The sequence below is a fragment of the Jeotgalibacillus alimentarius genome, assembly GCF_000829445.1.
Taxonomy (GTDB): domain Bacteria; phylum Bacillota; class Bacilli; order Bacillales; family Jeotgalibacillaceae; genus Jeotgalibacillus; species Jeotgalibacillus alimentarius.
This window is the reverse complement of record NZ_JXRQ01000016.1, coordinates 1-23,565: the sequence shown is the minus strand read 5'-3', so window position 1 is coordinate 23,565 and position 23,565 is coordinate 1. Positions and strand designations below refer to the sequence as shown.

General features: G+C 44.7%; 23 protein-coding genes, 2 rRNA genes and 2 riboswitches. Of the genes, 2 read left to right on the top strand and 23 right to left on the bottom strand.

The annotated features are described in order from the left end of the window. Positions 1-6: 6 nt before the first annotated feature. The 4 genes from pcrA to KP77_RS06460 form a co-directional block, all read right to left on the bottom strand. Positions 7-2,226 (bottom strand): DNA helicase PcrA, encoded by a 2,220-nt coding sequence (pcrA, locus tag KP77_RS06475; protein WP_041121926.1) that lies wholly within the window; start codon positions 2,224-2,226, stop codon positions 7-9. A gap of 250 nt (positions 2,227-2,476) precedes the next feature. Beyond that, positions 2,477-3,154: a heptaprenylglyceryl phosphate synthase gene (pcrB, locus tag KP77_RS06470; protein WP_041121925.1), complete on the bottom strand. Its 678-nt coding sequence runs from the start codon at positions 3,152-3,154 to the stop codon at positions 2,477-2,479. A 131-nt stretch (positions 3,155-3,285) separates the two neighbouring features. Continuing rightward, the gene (locus KP77_RS06465; RefSeq protein ID WP_041121924.1) at positions 3,286-3,603 is read right to left on the bottom strand and encodes a YerC/YecD family TrpR-related protein; all 318 of its coding nucleotides are present in this window, start codon (positions 3,601-3,603) and stop codon (positions 3,286-3,288) included. A 76-nt stretch (positions 3,604-3,679) separates the two neighbouring features. Continuing rightward, complete coding sequence (locus KP77_RS06460; RefSeq protein ID WP_041122040.1) at positions 3,680-5,419, bottom strand: adenine deaminase C-terminal domain-containing protein; 1,740 nt, start codon at positions 5,417-5,419, stop codon at positions 3,680-3,682. A gap of 325 nt (positions 5,420-5,744) precedes the next feature. Here KP77_RS06460 and KP77_RS06455 point away from each other — a divergent pair, with 325 nt between their 5' ends. After that, positions 5,745-6,065, top strand: coding sequence for a helix-turn-helix domain-containing protein (locus tag KP77_RS06455; protein ID WP_041121923.1), 321 nt, complete (start codon positions 5,745-5,747; stop codon positions 6,063-6,065). Positions 6,066-6,117: 52 nt separating this feature from the next. Here KP77_RS06455 and KP77_RS17815 read toward each other — a convergent pair whose 3' ends face one another. The 16 genes from KP77_RS17815 to KP77_RS06385 form a co-directional block, all read right to left on the bottom strand. Continuing rightward, positions 6,118-6,264 carry an anti-repressor SinI family protein gene (locus KP77_RS17815; RefSeq protein WP_084218621.1) on the bottom strand — a complete coding sequence of 49 codons (147 nt, stop codon included), beginning with the start codon at positions 6,262-6,264 and terminating at the stop codon, positions 6,118-6,120. 34 nt (positions 6,265-6,298) lie between these two features. Beyond that, positions 6,299-6,397: riboswitch (cyclic di-GMP riboswitch) on the bottom strand. A gap of 172 nt (positions 6,398-6,569) precedes the next feature. Further along, entirely contained in the window at positions 6,570-6,749 is a 180-nt protein-coding gene (locus KP77_RS17945; protein WP_152614685.1) for a hypothetical protein, read from the bottom strand. Positions 6,750-6,911: 162 nt separating this feature from the next. Continuing rightward, positions 6,912-8,168: a phosphoribosylamine--glycine ligase gene (gene purD, locus KP77_RS06450; protein ID WP_041121922.1), complete on the bottom strand. Its 1,257-nt coding sequence runs from the start codon at positions 8,166-8,168 to the stop codon at positions 6,912-6,914. A gap of 209 nt (positions 8,169-8,377) precedes the next feature. After that, complete coding sequence (purH, locus tag KP77_RS06445) at positions 8,378-9,910, bottom strand: bifunctional phosphoribosylaminoimidazolecarboxamide formyltransferase/IMP cyclohydrolase (protein WP_041121921.1); 1,533 nt, start codon at positions 9,908-9,910, stop codon at positions 8,378-8,380. Further along, positions 9,907-10,497: a phosphoribosylglycinamide formyltransferase gene (purN, locus tag KP77_RS06440; protein WP_041121920.1), complete on the bottom strand. Its 591-nt coding sequence runs from the start codon at positions 10,495-10,497 to the stop codon at positions 9,907-9,909. Before purN ends, purH begins: the two co-directional genes overlap by 4 nt. Further along, positions 10,494-11,525, bottom strand: a complete 1,032-nt coding sequence (purM, locus tag KP77_RS06435; protein WP_041121919.1) for a phosphoribosylformylglycinamidine cyclo-ligase — start codon at positions 11,523-11,525, stop codon at positions 10,494-10,496. The genes purN and purM overlap by 4 nt, the downstream gene beginning before the upstream one ends. A gap of 22 nt (positions 11,526-11,547) precedes the next feature. Then, positions 11,548-12,969, bottom strand: a complete 1,422-nt coding sequence (purF, locus tag KP77_RS06430) for an amidophosphoribosyltransferase (protein ID WP_041122039.1) — start codon at positions 12,967-12,969, stop codon at positions 11,548-11,550. Beyond that, positions 12,954-15,167, bottom strand: a complete 2,214-nt coding sequence (gene purL / locus KP77_RS06425) for a phosphoribosylformylglycinamidine synthase subunit PurL (RefSeq protein WP_041121918.1) — start codon at positions 15,165-15,167, stop codon at positions 12,954-12,956. Before purL ends, purF begins: the two co-directional genes overlap by 16 nt. Beyond that, positions 15,151-15,837: a phosphoribosylformylglycinamidine synthase subunit PurQ gene (gene purQ, locus KP77_RS06420; protein ID WP_041121917.1), complete on the bottom strand. Its 687-nt coding sequence runs from the start codon at positions 15,835-15,837 to the stop codon at positions 15,151-15,153. Before purQ ends, purL begins: the two co-directional genes overlap by 17 nt. Continuing rightward, positions 15,834-16,088 (bottom strand): phosphoribosylformylglycinamidine synthase subunit PurS, encoded by a 255-nt coding sequence (gene purS / locus KP77_RS06415; protein ID WP_041121916.1) that lies wholly within the window; start codon positions 16,086-16,088, stop codon positions 15,834-15,836. The genes purQ and purS overlap by 4 nt, the downstream gene beginning before the upstream one ends. Continuing rightward, positions 16,085-16,801 (bottom strand): phosphoribosylaminoimidazolesuccinocarboxamide synthase, encoded by a 717-nt coding sequence (gene purC, locus KP77_RS06410; protein ID WP_041121915.1) that lies wholly within the window; start codon positions 16,799-16,801, stop codon positions 16,085-16,087. The genes purS and purC overlap by 4 nt, the downstream gene beginning before the upstream one ends. Positions 16,802-16,964: 163 nt before the next feature. Further along, positions 16,965-18,260 carry an adenylosuccinate lyase gene (gene purB, locus KP77_RS06405; protein ID WP_041121914.1) on the bottom strand — a complete coding sequence of 432 codons (1,296 nt, stop codon included), beginning with the start codon at positions 18,258-18,260 and terminating at the stop codon, positions 16,965-16,967. Next, positions 18,257-19,405 (bottom strand): 5-(carboxyamino)imidazole ribonucleotide synthase, encoded by a 1,149-nt coding sequence (gene purK / locus KP77_RS06400; protein WP_041121913.1) that lies wholly within the window; start codon positions 19,403-19,405, stop codon positions 18,257-18,259. The genes purB and purK overlap by 4 nt, the downstream gene beginning before the upstream one ends. Beyond that, positions 19,402-19,890, bottom strand: a complete 489-nt coding sequence (purE, locus tag KP77_RS06395) for a 5-(carboxyamino)imidazole ribonucleotide mutase (protein ID WP_041121912.1) — start codon at positions 19,888-19,890, stop codon at positions 19,402-19,404. Before purE ends, purK begins: the two co-directional genes overlap by 4 nt. Positions 19,891-20,125: 235 nt before the next feature. Further along, positions 20,126-20,226: riboswitch (purine riboswitch) on the bottom strand. Positions 20,227-20,296: 70 nt separating this feature from the next. Beyond that, positions 20,297-20,491 (bottom strand): NETI motif-containing protein, encoded by a 195-nt coding sequence (locus KP77_RS06390; RefSeq protein ID WP_041121911.1) that lies wholly within the window; start codon positions 20,489-20,491, stop codon positions 20,297-20,299. Then, on the bottom strand, positions 20,472-21,038 hold the full coding sequence (locus tag KP77_RS06385; RefSeq protein ID WP_041121910.1) for a DUF2179 domain-containing protein: 567 nt from the start codon (positions 21,036-21,038) through the stop codon (positions 20,472-20,474). The genes KP77_RS06390 and KP77_RS06385 overlap by 20 nt, the downstream gene beginning before the upstream one ends. A gap of 159 nt (positions 21,039-21,197) precedes the next feature. Between KP77_RS06385 and KP77_RS06380 the strand changes: the two genes are divergently transcribed. After that, positions 21,198-22,145 (top strand): Gfo/Idh/MocA family protein, encoded by a 948-nt coding sequence (locus KP77_RS06380; protein WP_041121909.1) that lies wholly within the window; start codon positions 21,198-21,200, stop codon positions 22,143-22,145. Between the two features lie 43 nt (positions 22,146-22,188). On the opposite strand, the gene KP77_RS06375 is transcribed toward KP77_RS06380, so the two are convergent. The 3 genes from KP77_RS06375 to KP77_RS06365 all read right to left on the bottom strand — a co-directional run. Next, positions 22,189-22,848 carry a type 1 glutamine amidotransferase domain-containing protein gene (locus tag KP77_RS06375; protein WP_041121908.1) on the bottom strand — a complete coding sequence of 220 codons (660 nt, stop codon included), beginning with the start codon at positions 22,846-22,848 and terminating at the stop codon, positions 22,189-22,191. 435 nt (positions 22,849-23,283) lie between these two features. Then, positions 23,284-23,399: ribosomal RNA gene (gene rrf, locus KP77_RS06370) — 5S ribosomal RNA — on the bottom strand. Positions 23,400-23,466: 67 nt separating this feature from the next. After that, positions 23,467-23,565 (bottom strand): 23S ribosomal RNA (locus KP77_RS06365); the annotation flags it as partial.

Sequence of the window (23,565 nt, the reverse complement as noted above, 5' to 3'; positions counted from 1 at the left end):
ATCTCCTTAAGTGACTTTATTCACAGGTGCGAATTTTGCCAGCAGTCTTTTCACACCGGTTGGACTTGGAAATGCGATATCAAGTTCCATCGAATCTCCTTCTCCTTTCACACTGACAACTGTTCCTGTACCCCACTTGCCATGCTGCGCTTTGTCACCCACGCTCCATCCCATATCACTGCCGCCTGTGTTACGCGCAGCCGGCCGTCTGACAGGTGCTTTTCTCGGGCTTGGTTTTGCAGGTGAGCCAAAGCTTCTGCCAGGAGAAACAGATTCTTTCTGCAGTGGTTCTTCAAGCAGTTCTGCCGGAATTTCCGCGATAAAACGGGATACCGGATTCATATTCGTCCGCCCAAACAGCGTACGCATTTGTGCATTCGTAATAAAAAGCTCTTCTTCTGCACGTGTAATACCTACATAGGCAAGTCGTCTTTCTTCTTCCATTTCAGCTTCTTCCATCAGTGAACGGCTGTGCGGGAAGACACCTTCTTCAAGTCCCATTAAGAAGACAACCGGATATTCAAGTCCCTTTGCAGAGTGAAGCGTCATTAATGTCACAGCATCTGCTGGTGCATCGTCCTTATCAAGCTGATCAATATCTGCAACCAGTGCAAGGTCCGTTAAGAAAGCAATCAGGCTCTTATCGTCACTTGCTTTTTCAAACTCTTTTGTCACAGATAGAAATTCATCAATATTCTCAAGGCGGCTCTGTGCTTCAATTGTTTTTTCCGCCTGAAGCGACTCACGGTAACCGGACTTATCGATAATATCTTCTACTAATTCCGTAACTGATAGGTATTCCTGCATTTGAGTGAAGTTCTTAATGAAATCACGGAATTTAAGCACTGTTTTAGCTGCTCTTCCGCTCAGTCCAATGAAATCCGCAAGTTCAAGTGCATTATACATAGACATCTCATTATCACGTGCATAGTTTGCAATTTTATCAAGAGAGGTGGAACCTACTCCGCGCTTTGGCACGTTAATGATTCTGATCAGACTGATATCATCATCAGGGTTCGCCACGAGACGAAGATAAGCAAGGATATCCTTGATTTCTTTTCTGTCATAGAACTTTGTCCCGCCGACTATGTTGTACTCAATGTTAGACTTCATGAGTACTTCCTCCATTACACGGGATTGTGCGTTCGTTCTGTAAAGGATCGCAAAGTCAGATGGTTTTCTCTTACCGGATCGGACCATTTCATTAATTGTTCCGGCGACAAACTGCCCTTCTCCCTGTTCACTGTCAGCGCGGACATACGTAATTTTCTGTCCGCCTTTTTTATCCGTCCACAGATTTTTCGCTTTACGGTTCGGATTGTTCTGGATCACAGCATTTGCTGCATCAAGAATTTTCTCAGTTGAACGGTAGTTTTGCTCAAGTAAAATGACTGTAGCGTTTGGATAGTCTTTTTCAAAAGAGAGGATATTTGTAATATCCGCACCTCTCCAGCGATAGATCGACTGGTCAGAGTCACCGACAACGCACAGGTTTTTAAAGCGTGACGCCAGCTGTTTGACTAACAGGTACTGCGCACGGTTTGTATCCTGATACTCATCCACGTGGATATACTGAAATTTGCGCTGATAGTTCTCCAGCACTTCAGGTACACGCTCAAATAAGTGGATCGTCTGCATAATCAGATCGTCAAAATCAAGCGCCGAGTTTTTTCTCAGTCTCTTTTGATATTCAGTAAACACTACACTGATTGTCTGATCGTAGTAACTGCCCGCATCCTTGGCATATTGCTCAGGCGTTGTCAGCTCATTTTTTGCTGAGCTGATGACAGACAAAATTGCGCGCGGATCAAATTTCTTAGGGTCAAGATTTTTGTCTTTTAAAATCCGCTTAATGACAGACTGCTGATCAGTTGAGTCAAGGATTGTAAAATTACGGTTATAACCGATTCTGTCTATATCTCTTCTTAAAATCCTCACACACATGGAGTGAAACGTCGAAATCCATACATCCTCAGCTGCTCCGCCAAGTATGTTTCCTACACGGTCTTTCATTTCACGCGCAGCTTTGTTCGTAAAGGTAATGGCCAGAATGTTATATGGCGCAATACCCTTTTCAATCATCAGATACGCGATCCGGTGTGTCAGTACTCTAGTCTTCCCTGAACCCGCTCCTGCCATAATCAGCAGAGGTCCATCTGTCGCTTTAATTGCTCTTGCCTGCTCCGGATTCATTCCATTAAGCAGACGGTCTGTTAAAAATTGCATTGTCGCACCACCTCGAACGTTTGTTCTTATTATAGACCGGAATTCAGTTACCGGACAACTTTAATCTAAGCTCTGTTGAAGTTGGCTGATGATTTCCGCTCCAGGGGGAACGCTTTCCGCAGGGCGTGCGGTGAGCCTCCTCGCGCTTTGCGCTGTGGGGTCTCACCTGTCACGCTTCTCCTGCTGGAGTCGTCCCCCTTCCGCTACAATCACCAGCTGTAATAAAATAATATCGGACTTTATTAAAGCTTTAATCTAAAACTGTTTTCAGCGCTTCTTTTAAATCATCATAAATAATGTTGCCAACTACGATGACATCTGCAAAAGCTGCCATTTCGCGTGCATCTTTTTCGCTTTTGATGCCGCCTCCGTAAAATAAAACGGTATCGCCCAGTTCACCGCTGACTTTTTTCACAAGTGAAGGGTCTCCATAGGTTCCGCTGTACTCCATATAAAAAACCGGAAGTGAAAACAGATGTTCAGCCATTCGTGCATAGGCAATCACTTCTTCATCACTGATCGCTGCATCTGCTCCCGTAAGTGCGGCTGCTTTGCAGTCGGGATTCAGGATACAGTAGCCTTCTGCGAGAATTTCTTCCCAGTTCATCAGATCCCCATGCTCTTTTACTGCTTCATGATGCAGCCCTTTAAACCATTTTGGATCATTTGTATTTAACACGGTTGGGATAAAATATAAATCATAGCCTGGCGTGATTGCTTCGAGTGCAGATACTTCGAGTACACAGGGAACTGTATATCTGCGCACGCGCGCCATGAGATCAAGTACATTTTCAAGTGTCACGCCATCAGATCCGCCAACCATCACTGCATCTGTTCCGGATTCACAGATCTGCTCAAGCGCCTCATCTGATATTTCTTTATTAGGGTCCAGTTTAAAAACATGTTTCCATTCCCGGACATCGTACATGCCAAATCCTCCATTCGAACACTCATTATCCGTCCTATTATAGCACCGAAAAACGGTCTCTAAAAGAGAAGTGGGCAGGAAGTTCTGAACGAATCAAAAAGCCCCCTGATTTCAGGGGGCTTTGGACTGACTTATTCTTTCTCTTCTCCGCTGTCATCATTGTGATGAACGCGTTCAAGCACCATTGCGTACGTATCATTGCCGTAATTCAGGCAGCGTTTGACACGTGAGATGGTTGCGGTGCTTGCACCTGTTTGTGTTTCTATTTTATGATAGGTATTCCCATCACGCAGCATCCGTGCTACTTCAAGGCGCTGAGCAAGAGATTGTATTTCATTTATTGTGCACAAGTCATCAAAGAATCGGTAGGCTTCGTCTTTGTCTTTAAGTGAAAGGACGGCTTCACATAGCTGGTCCAGTTCCTTCCCTCTTAATTTATCGATTTGCATCAGACAGATACAGCTCCTTTTAAAAGTATTGTAAGAGCAAACGTGTGCTCAGCTGAAATTAGGACTCTTTTACATTTTAACGCATTATCGTTGGAAAGAGTACCGTTTTCTTCTTTACATCATATATTCCCCGCTGAGTCACCCTTAAATAAGGCAGATGAGTCGAGCTCAGAAACAGTAATGTATATACCGGATCATCAAAATCATACCCGCAATCATTCAATACGCTCCTCAGCTTCTTCTCCTGTTCTATCAGCGTTTCCATAGGCTGATCTGACATGACACCGCCAAGTGCCAGCGGGATTTCATGGAGCCTTTTCCCTTTGTCCGTGAGTACGATTCCCCCACCAATTTCTTTCATTCTGTTAAAGGCGTCTATCAGATCCTGCTTGCTTTTACCGATGAGCAGAATATCTCCTGTATTTGAAAATGATGAAGCCAGGCCGCCTAGATCAGATGCAAAGCCTTTGATCAGCGTACAGATTTTCCATTCACCATGCCGGTCGAGCAGCATCAGAAAACTTTCATCATGATCCCTGGACAATTCGTTCACACTGGCATCAATTGATACAGAATAAGGCTTTGTAATGACGTTGTTCACCATATTCATTCCACATGGCATAGAAAATTGCAGGTCATCATGATCAATATCCCAGTTAATATCAAGAGGCTTGATGGAAGACCAGTCAGGCTCGAATTCCTGCTTCTGTACTACGTCATCTTTTTTGATCCATTTCCCTTTAGACATGACTGATTCAGGAACAGGGTTTTCAGGATCGCTCAAAATATTTAATGTAGCAAGTCTGCCAGTAGCAATCATTCCCTGCATATAATCAAGCCGGTAATATTTCGCCACTGCATATGTTGCCATATGGTATGCCTCAATCGGTTCAACACCCTCATCGATTGCAATTTTGATCAGCTGATCCATGACACCGCTTTCATAAAATGATGGACTTGAGCCATCAGTTGTCATCATCAGCGAGTCGAATGAATGTAACTGCTTCTCCTTCAGCTCGCGAATCAGCTTTGCAAGGTCCGGTCTGATTGATGAATGTCTCAATGTCGCTGCAAGCCCCTGTTCAAGACGCTTCCAGACGTCATCACCTGTCATTGACTCATGATCACCCGTCACACCAAAAAGGGTCATTTTAGCGATTGTCTTCTCAGATGCTCCCGGCAGATGTCCCTCTACTCTTTTATAGCGAAGGCGTGCTTCCTGGACCCAGCTCAAAAGAAGGTCATCCCCTTCAGCAAGCTTCGGCCATGCAGTCAGCTCACCTGCAAGCAGGACACTTGGATCATCCAGCCATGATAAAACCTCACCATTGGTAAAAACATCTTCTTCATTCCTCAGCTCAGTCTGTGAATCCAGTCTGCTCCACCAGTAATAATTAAGCGGCGAAGCTTTGAACTGCTGCATAAAAGGAAGCGCTTTCTTTTTGTCGCATAATAATAGCAGCATAAGATTATCCTGAATAAATGTTGTTGTTCCACGCGTAGCTGCATACTCGCTGAAGCTTTGCGGATTATACAGCTGAAACGGATGCACGTGCGGTTCAATATAGCCCGGCACGATCCATTTATCTTTCAGCTGAATGATTTCAGTACCATTCATTTTTTCAGGCATGCTGCTTCCTGCATAGACAATTCTGTCCTGGTAAATCCATATGTTACCCTTCATCCACTGATGAAGAGATGAATTCAGATAATGTGCGTCTGTCAATACGAGATCAGGTGATGCTGTCCCATCCAGAATAGCAGAATGGTCCCTCAAATGACTGATCTTCCATGGGAATCTCTGTTCCACTCTCATCACTCCAATAATATCCTCAAAAGTTTCATTCATCTTACCATATTTTACGCGTCACCGCACAAAAGAAATGTGATTTTTTCATGATAATGTGCATAATTGAACATTATTTTAAGAAAGTATATATGATTCCTGTTTTATGATATAAAAATCGATATGTTGACAAAAATATTTAAATGGTGTTTCAATTTGAGGAAGTAAGGGGATTCTAATAAATAAAACAAAATATTCAGAAATATAGAGTGCTCACCTTTCAGTTATCAGTGGTCTTTTTTCATTTGTATGATATGATAAAAACAAGAATATTTGAGCAAAGAGAGTGATTGGGATGATTGGAGATCGCGTTAAGTCTTTAAGAAAAGAAAAAAAAATGTCGCTGACTGAACTGGCTGACCAGGCAGGAGTAGCAAAATCATATATCAGTTCTCTGGAAAGAAATCTTCAAAAAAATCCATCCATTCAATTTCTGGAAAAGATCGCTCCGGTCCTGGGAGTCACGGTAAATTCTCTGCTGGATCCTGATAGTGGTGAGAAAAACGTAGACAGTGAATGGGTTAACCTTGCAAAGACTGCAATGGAATCAGGGATTTCAAAAGAACAATTCAAAGAGTTTATTGAATTTAATAAATGGCGGATCAATCAAAAATAGCCTGTGCAGCACATTGCTGATGCACAGGCTATTTTATCGTCTTAAATCCGGTTCAACCAACAACTAAATCATTCCTTCCCCAGCTGTTCATGCTTGCCCCTTCAAGAAATTTCTTAATTTCCTCGGGCGAAATACCTGCCTGTACAGCTTCCTCAATCAGCGCCATCCACTCGACATCAACTTCGTTTTTCCGACCCATCACATTCCCCTCCTAAAATACTTTCTACAGTACTTCAGGCGGCTCAGCCGTCATAGCTCCCTTTTTCTTTATATTGGCCTTAGACCCGTTAGCTTTGCGTCCCATCTTTTCAGGTGGTTTGCCTTTTTCTGTTCTCTCAAAGCGATTGCAGCATTGGGCTAAACATCGGGTTAAAAGTTTGATAAATAAAATTATATGTGCTATTAATATATATTAGCACCCGTTTCCCAGCAAATAAATAGTCATATATACCTAAATATTCTGACTTTTTCAACATTAAATTTGTGTTACAATACTCTTTTGGGTTATTTTGGAGAATGGTGGTACGCAGATTGACGAATCGACTGATTCAGCTCGTAATAAGAGATTGCTCTCAATGAAGGATAGGCTGTCAGATCTTCTCCGCAGACCGGACAGTTCCAGACTTCACGCGTACCGCTGCTATAAGAGGAACGCGTACACTTAGGACATTCTTTTCGCACCATGTGATCACCTCTTTTTGTTCTTTATAGAGAATTATCGTATTCTCATTATAATCCAAGAACGTGATGAAGCAAGTGTTAAAAACCCCGGTTACAGGTGCAAAAAGAATGTTTTACAGGTAATTCCTTTCAATTACTCCGTTTAAGTCATTAAATTAGAATATTCTAACTTCTCTTTAATGCTTTATTACCTATGTCTGTTCTATAAAAGAAATGGTCTGAGTGAACGCTCTGCAATGCCTGATAAACCTGCGTTTGTGCAGCTTCCACATTAGCTCCCGCTCCAGCTGCAAGGAGCACCCTTCCCCCATCAGAAACGATTTCATCATCTGACATTTTCGTTCCGGCATGGTAAAAGAATGTATCTGCTTTTAATATTGATGCAAGCGGCTGTTCTTTCTGGTAGTCACCTGGATACCCTTCAGATGCAATGACCACTCCGACTACTGTTTCATCTGACCATTCTGTACTGCCGTCTTCACCATCTAAGAGACTTAATAAAAGGTGTGCCAGATCAGATTTTAACCTGTGCAGTACCACCTGGGTTTCAGGGTCTCCAAAGCGCGCATTAAACTCAATCACTTTTGGCCCCTCTGAAGTCAGAATCAGTCCTGCATACAATACACCTGTAAAATCAAGCTGTTCTTTCTCCATCGCTTCTACAACCGGCTTGATGATCTCCTTCATTGCCGTTTCCTCAGTTTCAGCCGGAAGATGGGTAACAGGTGAATAAGCACCCATACCGCCTGTATTAGGCCCTTCATCATTGTCATACGCTCGCTTATGATCCTGCGCGAGTGCAAGCGGAATAATCCTGTTCCCGTTCACCAGACACATAAATGAGAATTCTTCACCATCAAGGAAGTCTTCTACAACCACTTTCGCAGAGGATGCACCGAAACGGTTATGTTCAAGCATATCTTCTGCTGCCTGAAGCGCTTCTTTTACATTCATGGCTACAACGACACCTTTACCCGCTGCCAGACCATCAGCTTTTATCACAATTGGCGCACCTTTTTGCTTTATGTAGACAGATGCTTCCGCAAAGTCAGTAAACGTTTCGTAACCGGCTGTTGGTATATCATATTTTTTCATCAGTTCTTTTGCGAAAGCTTTACTGCCTTCTATTGCAGACGCTTTTTGGGAAGGGCCAAAAACTTTTAATTCAGCAGCTGCGAATGCATCAGCCAACCCTTCTGAGAGCGGCTGCTCAGGACCGATCACTGTCAGTGCAATATCGTTACTTTTCGCAAACTCCACAAGCGCATGCTGATCAGTTTCCTTAATATCTACACATGTCGCATGTTCTGCTATACCGGCATTCCCCGGTGCACAGAACACTTTATCGACTGAAGCATCCTTCGAAAATTTATAACAAAGCGCATGCTCGCGCCCACCACGTCCGATAACCAGTACATTCATGATGATTCCTCCTGATACTATATTTAAAGGCTCTGTTAAAGGGGACTGGTGATTTCCGCTGCAATCACCAGTTGTGCGCATACAACGTTTAACTTTAACATAGCTAAATTTTAAAAAGAGCCGGCCCCATTGAGAAGCCGGCTTAAATATATTCTGTAAGCGGCTTTGACATGGACCTCTTACGTAAATAGAGAAGTTAATTACAAAGATTAATGCTTAAAGTGACGTACTCCGGTCATAACCATCGCGATGCCGTATTCGTCAGCTTTCTGAATCGATTCTTCATCCTTAATCGACCCACCCGTCTGAATAATCGCAGTGATACCAGCTTTAGCGGCTGCCTCAACTGTGTCATTCATCGGGAAGAAAGCGTCTGAAGCAAGCGAAGCTCCCTTCGCGCGTTCGCCTGCCTGTTCAAGCGCGATTTTGGCTGCTCCGACACGGTTCATCTGTCCTGCACCGATGCCCAGTGTCATATGGGGTTCAGCAACGACAATTGCGTTCGACTTAACGTGCTTCACCACCTTCCAGGCTGTTTTCATTGCTGCCCACTCTTCTTCAGTCGGCTCGCGCTTTGTCACAGTTTTCAGGTTCGCATCGTCAAGCGTGTAACGATCCTGATCCTGTACAAGCAGTCCGCCTTCAACTGAGGTATAGATGTATTCATGCTTCAGGTGACGGTCAAAAGGCACAGTCAGCAGTCTAATATTTTTCTTTTTCGTCAGAATTTCAAGCGCATCGTCTGAAAAGGCCGGTGCGATGACGATTTCAAGAAAAATTTCTGAAAGCTTTTCTGCAGTTTCTTTATTCACTCCTCGGTTAAAAGCAACAATCCCGCCAAAGATTGACGTGGAGTCAGCTTCAAATGCACGCTGGAATGCTTCCTGCGGGCTGTCTCCTGTTCCAACGCCGCATGGGTTCATGTGCTTAACTGCAACAGCAGCTGCTTCATCAAAATCTTTTACAATCTGAAGTGCAGCATCCGCATCTTTGATATTGTTGTAGGAAAGTTCTTTTCCGTGGTGCTGTCTTGCATGTGCAATAGAAAACTCAGACCCGAGCGGATTACGGTAGAATGCCGCTTTCTGGTGAGGATTTTCACCGTAGCGCAGATCCTGCTTACGCTCATAGGTGACTGTAATTCTTTCCGGATTTTCCTCACCGGATTCTTCAGTGAGATATTGTGCAATGTACGCATCATACGCTGCAGTGTGTCTGAACACTTTCGCTGCAAGGCGTTTTCTGAATGTGGATGACACTTCGCCTGCTTTCAGTTCTTCTATTACTTTTTCATAATCCTCTGAGTCAACTACAACCGTTAAGTATGCATGGTTCTTGGCAGCTGCGCGAAGCATTGTAGGACCACCGATATCAATATTTTCAACTGCATCTTCAAATGATACGTTCGGTTTTGCGATCGTCTGCTGGAACGGATAGAGATTGACACAGACAAGGTCAATCGTCTCAATCCCCTGTTCTTCAAGCTGGCGCTGATGGTCAGGCTGATCCTGTTTTGCAAGAAGCCCGCCATGAATAGATGGGTGAAGTGTTTTTACGCGGCCTTCAAGAATCTCAGGAAAGCCTGTAACCTCTTCAACTGCCTTCACTTCCACTCCGTTATCAGCAAGCAGCGTTTTTGTACCGCCTGTAGATAGAATTTCATATCCAAGTGTTTGAAGCTGTTCTGCGAATTCCACGATGCCTGCTTTGTCAGACACACTGATTAATGCACGTTTTGTCATTTTGATTCCTCCAATGCTTCAGCAAAAAGCCTGTTAAGTGTTTCAGGGTACAGACGGTGTTCAATGCTATGAATCACCTGTTCAATCTCATCCCGCTCCCAGCCATCCGGAATTTTAAATGGCTCCTGAACAATAACAGGTCCTGTATCCATGCCTTCATCTACATAATGAATTGTCACACCCGTTACCTTCATGCCACTTTCGATTGCCTGACCGAGGGCATCTTTCCCCGGGAATGCAGGCAGCAGTGACGGATGGATATTCACGATCCGCTTCGGATAGGCCTGAAGAAGGACTGTGCCGATGAGTCTCATATACCCTGCTAATACCAGCCATTCTACTTCTTTTTGATGAAGCATTTCAAGAATTGCTGTCTCATATGCTGATTTTGATGTGAAATCTTTCGGATTGTGTGCACAAACCTTGATTCCGAGTGCTTCTGCGCGTTTGACTGCGTAGGCACCGGGCTTGTCAGTTACAAGCAGGACCAGCTCCCCCTGAAGCCTGCCGTCACGCACAGCCTGAGCAATGGCTTCAAAGTTCGATCCGCTTCCAGATGCAAAGACTGCAAATTTAATTCCGCTCATATAAAACGTACCTTCTTTCCATCCTCAGCAGTTACCCGGCCAATCTCATAGCTTTCCTCACCGGAATCTGCAAGCTTTCTCTGAACAGCTGCTGCATAATCAGGTCTCACTGCAAATACAAAACCGATACCCATATTAAATACGCTGAACATTTCATCGTCTGAAAGCTTTCCGGCCTCCTGAATCAGATCAAATACCCGCAGCACCGGCCAGCTGTAATTGTTCACTTCAATGGACGTTCCCTCAGGCAGCATGCGCGGAAGATTTTCATAGAATCCGCCTCCTGTTACATGAGCCATGCCGGTGATTTCACCCGCTGCAAGTGCAGTCTGTACGGCTTTTGGATAAAGGCGTGTAGGCGTCAGCAGCAGCTCTCCAAGTGTCATATCAAAGCCTGCCGGCTGATCTTTGAGCTTCATCTGATTCTCTTCAAGGAGTACTTTTCTCACAAGTGAAAAGCCATTGCTGTGAATACCGCTTGATGGCAGACCTATTAATACATCACCAGGCTGTATCGCCTCACCTGTAATGATCCTGCTCTTTTCAGCTGCACCAACTGCGAACCCGGCCATATCATACTCATCTTCTTCGTACATACCAGGCATTTCAGCTGTTTCACCACCGATTAATGCGCATCCCGAATCCACACATGCATCTGCAATGCCTTTTACAAGCTGTTCAATTTTTTCAGGCTCTGCTTTTCCCACTGCGAGGTAATCAAGGAAATACAGCGGCTCTGCTCCCTGGGCAGCGATATCATTGACGCACATGGCAACGCAGTCAATTCCGATCGTATCGTGCTTATCCATCGCAAACGCCAGCTTCAGCTTCGTGCCGACACCGTCTGTTCCGGAAATAAGTACGGGCTCTTTATAATTTAGCGCTGACAGATCGAACATACCGCCAAATCCCCCGAACGTACCCATGATTCCTGCCCGTTCAGTGCGCTGCACATGCTTTTTCATTCGTTCTACTGCTTCATATCCGGCTTCAATATTAACACCGGCCTGTTTGTAGGCATCAGACATGAATGTTCCTCCTTGAATGCGCTTAGTGCGCCAGTTCTTTTTCGTATGGGTGAAGCGTATCAGGATAGATCTCTGTCGGGTATTTACCCGTGAAGCATGCAAGACAGTGTCCTCGATTCTCGCCCTCATCACTGCGGCCAATTGCCTGAACAAGCCCTTCTACGCTTAAAAATGACAGGGAATCAGCGCCAATCTGCTCTCTGATCTCTTCGACTGAGTGCTTAGATGCAATCAGTTCTTCATGCGTACTGGTATCGATACCGTAGAAACACGGATTTTTAATCGGCGGCGAACTGATGACAACATGTACTTCAGTTGCACCAGCTTCTTTTAACATCTTCACGATCCGGCGGCTGGTTGTGCCGCGTACAATCGAATCGTCCACCATGACAACGCGCTTCCCTTCTACAACACCGCGTACAGGAGACAGCTTCATTTTTACACCCTGTTCACGCAGTTCCTGTGAAGGCTGAATAAAGGTACGTCCGATATAACGGTTCTTGATTAATCCCATTTCATAAGGGATAGAAGCTTCCTCTGCGTAACCGATCGCTGCTGAGATACTGGAATCAGGTACACCTGTCACAACATCTGCTTCAATCGGAAACTCAAGTGCAAGCTGTCTGCCGAGACGTTTTCTTGCAGAGTGAATATTAATTCCGTCAATGTCACTGTCAGGACGTGAGAAATAGATATATTCCATTGAGCAGATCGCACGATTCGTGGCGTAAGAAAAACGCTCTGAGCGGATGCCTTCATCATTGATAATCAATAGCTCACCCGGTTCAACTGAACGGATCACTTCTGCTCCGATAATATCAAATGCACATGTCTCAGATGCCACTGCGTAACCGTTACCGACTTTTGCAAGCGTCAGTGGTCTTAAGCCGTGCGGATCTAACGCAACCATTAATTCCGTCTCTGTCATAATGACAAAAGCATACGCCCCTTTTAACATAGTAAGGGCATTTTTCACACGTTCCTCAAGTGAAGCATAGCCGCTTCTTTTAATCAGATGGGCAAGTACTTCTGTATCAGAGGTTGTCTGAAGAATGCTGCCCTGGCGCTCAAGCTGATGCTTTAACTGATTGGCGTTAACCAGGTTACCGTTATGTGCAAGTGTCAGTGTTCCGCTTTGTGAACGGAAGACAAGTGGTTGAACATTTTCATAGCCTCCACCGCCGGCTGTTGCATAGCGGACATGGCCGATTGCGCCGTGACCTTTTAGTTCATCAAGCATTTCCTGATTAAATACTTCCGTTACAAGCCCTTCACCTTTTGCAAAATTGACCGTTTTTCCGTCAGAAGAAGCGATTCCCGCTCCCTCCTGACCACGGTGCTGAAGGCTCTGCAGCGCGTAATAAGTCATCTGGGCCGCCTGATCGTGGCCCCAGACACCAAATACGCCGCATTCCTCATTTAATCCTTTTAGCTCAGCAAGCATGGGATTGCTCCTCTCCAGCTTTCCTCGAATTTATCAACCGGCTGGTCGATAACAGCTGTACCGTTATGCACAACTTTTAACACAGGTTGTGCAGTTACTTCTCCGATTTTCTTTGCGCCTGTTATTTCTTGAAATGCCTGTTCGTGTTCAGGTTTCACTGATACAAGAAATCTTGACTGTGTTTCACTGAATAGGGCTGTGACGGCTGACCCGTCTGTTTCTGCTGTTACACCAAGTCCCGTTCCGAATGCAGATTCAGCCAATGCAACAGCAAGGCCTCCTTCAGCAAGGTCGTGAGCTGATGCGACAAGTCCCTGACGGATCGCAGTTAACAGCTTTTCCTGTCTGGCTTGTTCCACTGATAAATCAAGGTCCGGTGCTTTTCCTGATATCTCTCCGGCAGTCAGCTTTTGCAGCTCACTTCCACCGAATTCAGTTTTTGTATCACCGATCAGATAAACTGCGTCTCCTGCTTCTTTGAAAGCCTGAGTCGTAATATGATCAAGCTTATCAATCAGCCCAACCATGCCAACGACCGGCGTCGGATAGACTGCTGTACCATTTGTTTCGTTATATAAAGACACGTTCCCGCCAATAACCGGTGCATTCAGCACGCGGCATGCTTCACTCATGCCATCCACTGATTTTTCCATCTGCCAGAAAATCTCCGGCTTGTCCGGGCTGCCGAAGTTCAGGCAGTCTGTGATCGCAAGCGGACGTCCGCCTGAGCATACGATGTTACGTGCTGCTTCTGCCACTGCGATCTTTCCGCCTGTCTCAGGATCAAGGTACAAATAGCGTGAGTTGCAGTCTGTTGTCATTGCAAGCGCCTTTTCAGTGCCGCGGATACGTAATACTGCTGCATCAGATCCAGGGGTTACAACTGTGTTTGTGCGCACCTGATAATCATATTGATCATAGACCCACTCTTTACTTGCAATGGTCGGCTGCTTCAACAATGCATGCAGCGTTTCTTCAACGTTTTCAACTTCAGGCTCAGTGTTTTCAATTGCCTGGAATTCACGGAAGTAAGCAGGCTCTTTAGAAGGCTTGTTGTATACCGGTGCATCTTCTGCCAATGCATCAACCGGCACATCCGCTACGACGTTACCTTCATGTAAAAGGCGGAGACGCTTATCATCTGTAACCGTTCCAACTGCTACAGCATCCAGATCGTACTTGTGGAACAGCTCCTGAATTTCTGCTTCACGTCCTTTTTCAATGACAATCAGCATACGCTCCTGTGATTCAGAGAGCATCATTTCATACGCTGACATACCTGTCTCACGCTGCGGGACAAGGTCAAGGTTCATCTCAATACCTGAACCTGCTTTACTTGCCATTTCAGCTGATGAGCTTGTCAGTCCTGCTGCACCCATATCCTGAATGCCGATCAGCGCATCATTTTTAATCAGTTCAAGACACGCTTCAAGTAACAGCTTTTCCATAAATGGATCGCCTACCTGAACGGCTGGACGCTTTTCGTCTGAGTCCTCAGTTAACTCTTCAGAAGCAAACGTTGCGCCATGGATCCCGTCGCGGCCTGTTTTTGCGCCTACATACATGACTGTGTTGCCGACACCTTTTGCCTGACCTTTTTGGATCTTATCATGATTGATCAGTCCGACACACATTGCATTTACAAGCGGATTACCGTCATATGAACGGTCAAATTGCACTTCCCCGCCGACAGTCGGAATCCCGATACAGTTACCGTAGCCTGCAATACCAGCGACTACCTGCTCAAATAAGTACCGAACACGAGGAGAATCCAGTTCTCCAAAGCGTAGGGAATTGAGTATCGCAATGGGTCTAGCTCCCATTGAAAATACGTCGCGTATAATGCCGCCCACACCCGTCGCAGCTCCCTGGTAAGGTTCGATCGCAGATGGGTGATTATGACTCTCGATTTTGAATGCCACTGCCTGGCCGTCTCCAATATCAACAATTCCAGCTCCTTCTCCCGGTCCCTGAAGAACCTGCTCACCCGTTACTGGGAATTTCCTTAAAAGAGGCTTTGAATTTTTATAACTGCAGTGCTCTGACCACATAACCGAAAATAATCCAAGCTCTGTATAGTTAGGTAATCTTCCGAGGATCTTCTCAACCAGACTGAACTCTTCATCTGTCAGACCCATCTCCCGGTAAATTTTTTCATCCTTGATTTGCTGCTGTGCCGGTTCAAGCATTAACGACATGAGAGTCCCTCCAGTGTTTTACGATTGATTGAAATAATTTAAGGCCATCTGCACTGCCAAGCAGCCCATCCACCGCTCGTTCAGGGTGCGGCATCATGCCAAGTACATTGCCTTCTTTATTCGTAATGCCTGCAATTGAAAGCAGACTTCCATTCGGATTATCGTCTGCGTATCGGAAAGCAATCTGTCCGTTTTTTTCAAGCTGCTTTAATGTGTCTTCGTCGCAGAAATAATTCCCTTCACCATGAGCAACCGGTACTGTAATGCGCTCATGTAACTGATAGGATGTTGTAAACATGGTTTCGTTATTGACAACTTCAAGTTCGACAGGGCGACAGATAAATTTCAGCCCCTGATTGCGGAGCATTGCACCAGGCAGTAAGCCCGCTTCAAGCAGAATCTGAAATCCATTGCATACGCCAAGCACAGGTTTACCTTCTTCAGCAGCCTTCACAACTTCACTCATTACATTTGAAAAGCGTGCAATAGAACCTGACCGGAGATAATCTCCATAAGAAAATCCGCCTGGCAGTAAAATACCATCATACTGACTTAAGTCAGTTGCATCATGCCAGACATATTCCACTTCCTCGCCCAGCTCATCTTTTACTGCATGGTACATATCGATGTCACAGTTTGATCCCGGAAATACGATGACCGCAAACTTCATTGTGTAACGGCCTCCTCCACTTCAAACTCATAGTTCTCAATAACTGTATTAGCGAGCAGCTTCTCGCACATTTCCTTCACTGTCTCTTCAATCGGACGATCAGACGGTTCGATTAGAAGCTCAAGGTACTTCCCGATTCGTACATCCTGCACTTCATGATAATTCATTGCGTGAAGCGAATTTTTAACAGCTGTTCCCTGCGGATCCAGTACACTTTCTCTTAACGTTACGTGAACTTTAACTTTCATCATGATTTGACGCCTCCCAGTCGGTTTAATACCTTTTCATAAGCTTCAGTCAGACTGCCCAGATTACGTCTGAACACATCCTTATCCATCTTTTCACCAGTCTCAATATCCCATAGTCTGCACGTGTCAGGTGAAATCTCATCAGCCAGCAGAATGCCGCCATGCTCATCACGGCCAAATTCAAGCTTAAAGTCAATCAGATCAAGTCCGATTTCTTTGAAAAATGCTGTCATGACCTCACTTACCTGAAGTCCTTTTTCTTTTAAAAGTGTCAGCTCTTCAGCTGAAGCAAGGCCAAGTACTTCAATGTGATCTTCGTTAATGAGCGGATCACCGAGATCATCGTCCTTGTAATACCACTCCACAATTGTTTTCGGAAGCTTTGTTCCCTCATCCAGACCAATCCGCTTCGCAAGCGTTCCGGCCACCGTGCTTCTCACGACGACTTCAATCGGAATAATCTCTACAGCCTTTACCAGCTGCTCGTGATCAGAAATCTTTTTAACAAAATGAGATTCAATGCCTGCTGCTTTCAGCTTTTCAAACAGAAGACTCGTAATCAGGTTATTCAACACACCCTTGCCGCTGATCGTCTCCTTCTTTTCACCGTTGAACGCTGTAGCAGAATCCTTATATTCAATCCATAGAATATCTTTTTGATCAGTCTGATAAAGCCTTTTTGCCTTACCTTCATAGAGAAGCTGTTGTTTTTCCAAGGGAGTGAACTCCTTTCAGATGTCGGAATATTGGGATTATTTATGTTGCGAAGTGGTTATTTACATGATTTAGGTGTCACAGGAGGGACGGAGCTTGGTGATTCACTTTTAGAATGATTCTAAAAGTGGCACAGTAAACTCCGTCCCCGCTGTGCCGGGTTACTTATATAAGCCCAATTCTCTTAAAAACAGTATCAACGTGCTGCAGGTGGTAAGTATAGTCGAAGCAGTCTTCGATTTCTGCCGGTGACAGTTTTGAAGTGATTTTCTCTTCTGCTTCAACTAGCTCTCGGAAGTGTACCTGCTTTTCCCATGCTTCCATCGCTTTTGGCTGGACTGTGTCATACGCTTCTTCGCGTGACAGGCCTTTGTCGATCAGTGCGAGTAATACGCGCTGTGAATAGATCAGGCCGAGCGTGCGGTCCATGTTGCGCTTCATGTTTTCAGGGAACACTGTCAGGTTTTTAACGATGTTGCCAAAACGGTTCAGCATATAGTTCAGTGCGATCGTTGCATCCGGCAGAATGACACGTTCTGCTGATGAATGAGAGATGTCTCGTTCATGCCAAAGCGGTACGTTCTCGTAAGCTGTCTGCATATATCCTCTGATCAGACGCGCAAGGCCTGTCATGTTTTCAGAGCCGATCGGATTTCGTTTATGAGGCATAGCAGAAGATCCTTTTTGACCTTTTGCAAAGAACTCCTCCACTTCACGCGTTTCACTCTTTTGCAGGCTGCGGACTTCAACGGCGAACTTTTCAATTGAAGTTGCAATCAGTGCAAGAGTTGCCATGTAATCTGCATGGCGGTCACGCTGCAGTGTCTGAGTTGAAACCGGTGCAGGTGTTAAGCCAAGCTTTTCACATACATAAGATTCAACAAATGGATCAATGTTCGCGTACGTACCTACAGCACCTGACATCTTTCCGAATTCAACACCTTCAGCTGCCCGCTTAAAGCGGTCCAGGTTACGTTTCATCTCTTCATACCAGAGAGCAAGCTTCAGTCCAAATGTAGTCGGTTCAGCGTGAACACCGTGTGTACGCCCCATCATGACTGTATCTTTATGTTCTTTCGCTTTTTCAGCTAGAATCTCTACAAAACGCTCAAGGTCAGCAAGCAGGATTTCATTCGCCTGTCTCAGTAGATAAGATAATGCCGTATCAACAACGTCTGTTGACGTCAGGCCGTAGTGTACCCACTTCTTTTCATCACCAAGTGTTTCAGAAACCGCTCTTGTAAATGCGACCACGTCATGACGCGTTTCCTCTTCAATAGCTTTAATGCGATCGACATCAAAAGATGCATTCTCGCGTATTTTCTGTACATCCTCTTTTGGAATATCTCCAAGCTCTGACCATGCTTCACAAGCCAGAATTTCAACTTCAAGCCATGCTTCAAAACGGTTTTGTTCAGTCCAAATCGCACCCATCTCAGGTCGCGTATAACGTTCAATCATCGTTGTGCCTCCTCGACTGCAGGGGTCCAGACACCTGATGCTTCAATTTCCTGAAGCGTCTTCTCAAGATCGTCTGTCAATATCGTGATATGCCCCATTTTCCTGTTCAATTTTGCTTCGTCTTTTCCGTACAAATGAAGTGACCAGTGTGGATACTCAGCAATTGCTGTTAATGCAGGCTCAACATGCTGTCCTAAAAGGTTCACCATCACTGCGGGCTTCAATAAATCTGATTCAGGCAGCGGCCAGTTCACAACCGCTCTGATATGCTGACGGAACTGTGATGCGGAAGTTGCTTCAATTGAGTAGTGCCCCGAATTATGAGGTCTCGGAGCGAGCTCATTCACATACAGCTCTCCCTCTTTTCCGACAAACATCTCAACAGCAAGCGTACCAACCAGTTGAAGCTGATCAGCTACCTGCTTTGCAAGCCTGATCGCATCTGCTTTAATGCTTTCTTTCACTCTTGCCGGAACAATGGAAGCATGTAGGATCTGGCTTTCATGCATATTCTCAGCGATTGGCTGTGTCACTGTCTCGCCCTGTGCGTTTCTGTGAACAATGACAGAGATCTCACACTCAAAATCGACAAATGCTTCTAATATACATGTTCCGTTTTGACGGATCAGCTGAGCTGCTTCCGCCATATCATCCTCGCTATTCAGCTTTACCTGACCTTTTCCATCATAACCACCTGTAATGGTCTTCAATAACATCGGAAAAACGAACGTTCCTATCATATCATATAATTGTTGTTCGTTTTCTATGATTTTATAAGAAGCAGTCGGAACATTTGCTTTCGTTAGAGAATCTTTTTCAAACTGTCGATTCTGTGTCACTTTAATCAGCTCTGCTCCCTGCGGAACATATGCTTTTTTAGACAGGTTTTTCAAAGATTCATAATCTATATTCTCAAATTCATAAGTGATGACATCACTGAGTTCTGCCAGCTTTGCAAGACCTTTTTCATCATCATAAGCTGTCAGAATCGTGAAGTCTGCGACCTGGGCACACGGACCATTCTCAGAAGGGTCTAAAACGGCAATTTTAAAACCCATCTCTTTAGCTGCAATCGCCATCATTCTGCCAAGCTGGCCACCGCCTATAATACCGATCACAGCCGGTGGCATGATCATGTTCTTCATACGAGATCACCACTGCTTTCAAGTACTTTTTCTTCACTCTTCTTTCTCATATCAGCAATTCTTTCAGCAAGCGCTTCGTCAAATGATGACAGCATCTGAGCTGCCAGAATACCGGCATTAGCTGCTCCGACATCTCCAATCGCTACGGTTGCTACAGGTACACCTGCTGGCATTTGTGCAATAGATAAAAGCGAATCCAGTCCGTTCAGCGCTTTTGACTGAATCGGTACCCCGATGATCGGGAGCGTTGTTTTTGCTGCGACCATTCCAGGCAGGTGAGCTGCTCCGCCTGCACCTGCGATAATTACTTTGATGCCGCGTGATCTGGCTTCTTCTGCAAATGAAAACATGAGGTCAGGCGTACGGTGAGCGCTTACGACCTGTTTTTCATAAGGCACTTGCAGTTCTTCAAGTTTCTCGCATGCTTTTTTCATTGATGGCCAGTCTGACGTACTTCCCATAATGACGCTAACCAGTGCTGACATCCTCTCACTCCATCCGGGTATATTTCTCTTATAACTGCTGGTGATCTCCGTGGAGGACTACGCTTTCCTGCCCTGGGCGGTTAGCCTCCGTCCTCCACTACAATCAACAGCTGAATCTAAACATGTACTAAAGCGATCACTTATGAAGATAAATAAAAAACAGCAGCTTTCTTTCATTATTACTAATGAAGGAAAGCTGCTGACAAATGTCAGGAGACCTGCAGAATATGCGGGTGTGCCTGACTCTTTCCCTCATAGTCCTGTCATTTACGGTGCAGGGTAGAAACTTTCGGGCCATATTCCCGATTTTATATGAGGCCGTTCATTCAATTGATTTCGTAATCATCATAACAAGGTGACATCAGAACGTCAACACTAAAAGCGAACATTGTATTTTCTGAACATTTCATTGTTCGTTTTTTTGACCCTGAAACCTAATTTTCTGTCTGATTGGCTCCTGTCTTACAGAAGATCCATCTTTTACTTCTTTGAACACAGGCTCTTCCATTCTTCTCACAGGTGTATAACCTTCCTGTGCCATTCGATCAAGGCAGTCACCAATTGACTCACTCTCTTCAACATCAAACCACTTTTTGCTCATTCTTCTCCTCCTGCGACATTCTTCTTCTCACACTTTTCACCCAGAATCCGCCATGAATAGCCTTTGGCTCGTATGATATCATAAATGCCTTTGGATCAATTTCTTTTATACGGTCATACAACTTTAATTCATATTTCCTTGGTGTGAGAATCTGCATGGCAAACCGGTCACCTTCAAGCCCATTCGCTTCCCAGTCTGTCACGCCATAACCAAGTTCACGCAGCTTTCTAGGCAGTTCAAGACCATTATCCGTCGTAATCACGTTAACTGTAATATAACCAAGTGCAAGCTTCTCTTCAATTTTCATGCCAATAATGACACCCAAACCGTAACCTACTGCATAGGCAATCAGATTTTGTATCTCATTCAGATTATCAAGCACCAGTCCTAATCCGACTACATATATCACAACCTCCACCATACTGACTCCTGCAGCATAATAGCGATATCCTTTTAATGTCAAAATCATGCGAATAGTAAAAAACGATACATAAAAAATATTAATTGAAAAAATGATCGCTACCATAACCAAGCTGTTTTCAAGCAAATAACTTCTCCTCTTTTCCGATATTTTCAAATCCTAAAAGCAATCCTACTAGGCTCAGTAGAAAATGTAAAGAACATTACGCCTCAAATCGTGAACTTTTCATAACTTCGTGTGCCTAAGTGATATAATTGTCTTATCATTTATACAGGAGTGAAGATCATGCAGGAGTTATCCATCGGAATTATAGGACTGGGCGCAATCGGACAGCGACTGATCCCGGCATTTGAACAGCACGAAGGCTTTACCGTCTCAGCAATCAGCGACGTCAATAAAGAACTTATGAAACAGACAAGTGAAAAACATGGCCTGAAAGCCATTCATTATATAAATGCTGAAGAGATGATTGAATATGGCTCATTGGACGCTGTCTATATAGCAGTACCGCCAAAACACCATCATCACTATGCTCTGCTTGCCGCAAAGCGCAGAATCGCAATCCTGTGTGAAAAGCCGCTTGCTAATTCTACTGAAGAAGCAGAAGAAATGTCTGCAACTGTTAAAGAAGCACAAGTGATCAACGCGATCCACTTTCCACTGCACTACAGTCTTGAAGTCGCCCTCTTAAAAGAAAAGCTCAGCTCAATCGGTGAAATCGTCCGCATTGAACTGACCATGAGATTTGAAACATGGCCACGCTTCTGGCAGCAAAATGACTGGATCGCAAAACGTGAACAGGGCGGATTCATCAGAGAGATCACACCTCATTTTATTCAATTGACCCAACGGTTATTTGGGAAAGTCGCCATTACGTCAAATGAAACACATTTTCCTGAGACCGAAGAACTGAGCGAAACAAGTGTCATCGCCCTGGGAACAGCAGGACACGTTCCACTCCTGATCAATGGACACAGTGGAATTGGCATGAAAGACGACTTAACGTACAGAATCTACGGAACAAAAGGTGTCTTCTCACTTGATCAGTGGTCAGAACTAAAATATGCTACAGCCGATCAGCCGCTGCAATTGATTCAGGAAAGATCCATATCGGCATCTGAGACCCTGCTGTTATCTTTCCATCAGTCAATCATCAACGGAGATCCTGTTAACCTCATTACGTTTGAAGAAGGAACTGCTGTTCAGATGGTTTTTGAAGAACTTCTTAAATAATCATAAAAGCGCAAACCCTATATTAAGGATTTGCGCTTTATTATTAGATGACTTTTACAAAAGCTTCAGCAGCTTTTTGGCTGGACTGAGGGTTTTGCCCTGTAACAAACTTACCATCAGTCAGAACATGCTCTGTCCAGTTACCCTGAGCTACAAAATGAGCGCCCTGCTCTTCAAGCTTTGACTGAAGAAGAAATGGCATAAGAGAATCTAAACCAGTCTCTTTCTCCTCTTCATCTGTGAAGCCTGTCATTTTCTTACCTTTAACAAGATAAGTCCCATCAGACAACTCTACATCCACAAAGCCGGCCGGTCCGTGACATACAGCACCGATCGCTTTATTATTCTCTGCAAAGTGCGCCAATGCGTCCTGTAATTGAGGTTCATTCGGCAGGTCGAACATTGTACCATGTCCACCCGGCAGGAAGATACCATCAAAATTTTCAAATACTACACTGGAGAGCTTCTCAGTATTCTGCAGCTCTTCTTCAGCCTGCTTCCATTCTGTTGGATTCTCACCGTCATCCAGACTGTTCGGATCAAGCGGAATTCCGCCGCCTTTAGGGCTTACCACTGTTACATCATAACCATTTTTCTTAAATTCAACATAAGGTTCAGCAAATTCCGATAGCCATAAGCCCGTCGGATGATCACTATCAATTTCACTCGTGTTTGTTAATACCATCAATACGCTTTTACTCATTGTAGACATACCACCTTTTCAGTAATGGATATTATCTTGTTTCACTCTATTACGATACCCGTTTGGAGCTTCATTAAACGATTCAATACCGAATTAAGCATTTTTTCACCTCTCAGAACCATGATGAGGAATACACTTCAGACCTGTGTATGTAAAGGAGACGATCACTATTGACTAGTTCAAATGACAGTACGTATGGAAAAGGAATGATTTGATCTAATGAAAGAAATAACCTTGAGTTCGATGGAAACTTTCTTCTGTTAATGACCTTAGGATTCTGGCCCTTTGTCTTGGATGCACTGGGGATTCTAGCCTTTGGCCATGCCTTCAGGTCTCCGGCTCTTTGCCCTATATGCATTTAAGTCTCTGGCCCTTCCTTCGCTTTTTACAAGCACAAAAAAAGCCTTCCTCCTAAAGGAAAGACTTTTTCAAAGTGCCTAGCGACGTCCTACTCTCACAGGGGGAAACCCCCAACTACCATCGGCGCTGAAGAGCTTAACTTCCGTGTTCGGCATGGGAACGGGTGTGACCTCTTCGCTGTCATCACTAGACATAAGGCTCGCGCCTTCAAAACTGGATACGTACATCAAAGTAAGGAGATGTCTGAGAATCACCTAATTGGTTAAGTCCTCGATCGATTAGTATTCGTCAGCTGCACATGTCACCATGCTTCCACCTCGAACCTATCTACCTGATCATCTTTCAGGGATCTTACCA

Coding starts and splice junctions, on each gene's coding strand:
- purN (WP_041121920.1), bottom strand. CDS start 10,497: ATGAGCGGAATTAAATTTGCAGTCTTTGCATCTGGAAGCGGATCGAAC.
- pcrA (WP_041121926.1), bottom strand. CDS start 2,226: ATGCAATTTTTAACAGACCGTCTGCTTAATGGAATGAATCCGGAGCAG.
- purS (WP_041121916.1), bottom strand. CDS start 16,088: ATGATGAAAGTTAAAGTTCACGTAACGTTAAGAGAAAGTGTACTGGAT.
- KP77_RS17945 (WP_152614685.1), bottom strand. CDS start 6,749: ATGGTGCGAAAAGAATGTCCTAAGTGTACGCGTTCCTCTTATAGCAGC.
- purB (WP_041121914.1), bottom strand. CDS start 18,260: ATGATTGAACGTTATACGCGACCTGAGATGGGTGCGATTTGGACTGAA.
- KP77_RS06460 (WP_041122040.1), bottom strand. CDS start 5,419: ATGAGAGTGGAACAGAGATTCCCATGGAAGATCAGTCATTTGAGGGAC.
- purF (WP_041122039.1), bottom strand. CDS start 12,969: ATGCTTGCTGAGCTAAAAGGATTAAATGAGGAATGCGGCGTATTTGGT.
- purM (WP_041121919.1), bottom strand. CDS start 11,525: ATGTCTGATGCCTACAAACAGGCCGGTGTTAATATTGAAGCCGGATAT.
- KP77_RS06465 (WP_041121924.1), bottom strand. CDS start 3,603: ATGCAAATCGATAAATTAAGAGGGAAGGAACTGGACCAGCTATGTGAA.
- KP77_RS06390 (WP_041121911.1), bottom strand. CDS start 20,491: ATGAGCAAAAAGTGGTTTGATGTTGAAGAGAGTGAGTCAATTGGTGAC.
- purE (WP_041121912.1), bottom strand. CDS start 19,890: ATGTCAGCACTGGTTAGCGTCATTATGGGAAGTACGTCAGACTGGCCA.
- KP77_RS06455 (WP_041121923.1), top strand. CDS start 5,745: ATGATTGGAGATCGCGTTAAGTCTTTAAGAAAAGAAAAAAAAATGTCG.
- KP77_RS06375 (WP_041121908.1), bottom strand. CDS start 22,848: ATGAGTAAAAGCGTATTGATGGTATTAACAAACACGAGTGAAATTGAT.
- KP77_RS06380 (WP_041121909.1), top strand. CDS start 21,198: ATGCAGGAGTTATCCATCGGAATTATAGGACTGGGCGCAATCGGACAG.
- purK (WP_041121913.1), bottom strand. CDS start 19,405: ATGAAGAACATGATCATGCCACCGGCTGTGATCGGTATTATAGGCGGT.
- purH (WP_041121921.1), bottom strand. CDS start 9,910: ATGACAAAACGTGCATTAATCAGTGTGTCTGACAAAGCAGGCATCGTG.
- purQ (WP_041121917.1), bottom strand. CDS start 15,837: ATGAAGTTTGCGGTCATCGTATTTCCGGGATCAAACTGTGACATCGAT.
- pcrB (WP_041121925.1), bottom strand. CDS start 3,154: ATGTACGATGTCCGGGAATGGAAACATGTTTTTAAACTGGACCCTAAT.
- purL (WP_041121918.1), bottom strand. CDS start 15,167: ATGTCGTTAATGCTTGAACCGGCACAGCAGCAAATCAAGGATGAAAAA.
- purD (WP_041121922.1), bottom strand. CDS start 8,168: ATGAATGTACTGGTTATCGGACGTGGTGGGCGCGAGCATGCGCTTTGT.
- KP77_RS17815 (WP_084218621.1), bottom strand. CDS start 6,264: ATGGGTCGGAAAAACGAAGTTGATGTCGAGTGGATGGCGCTGATTGAG.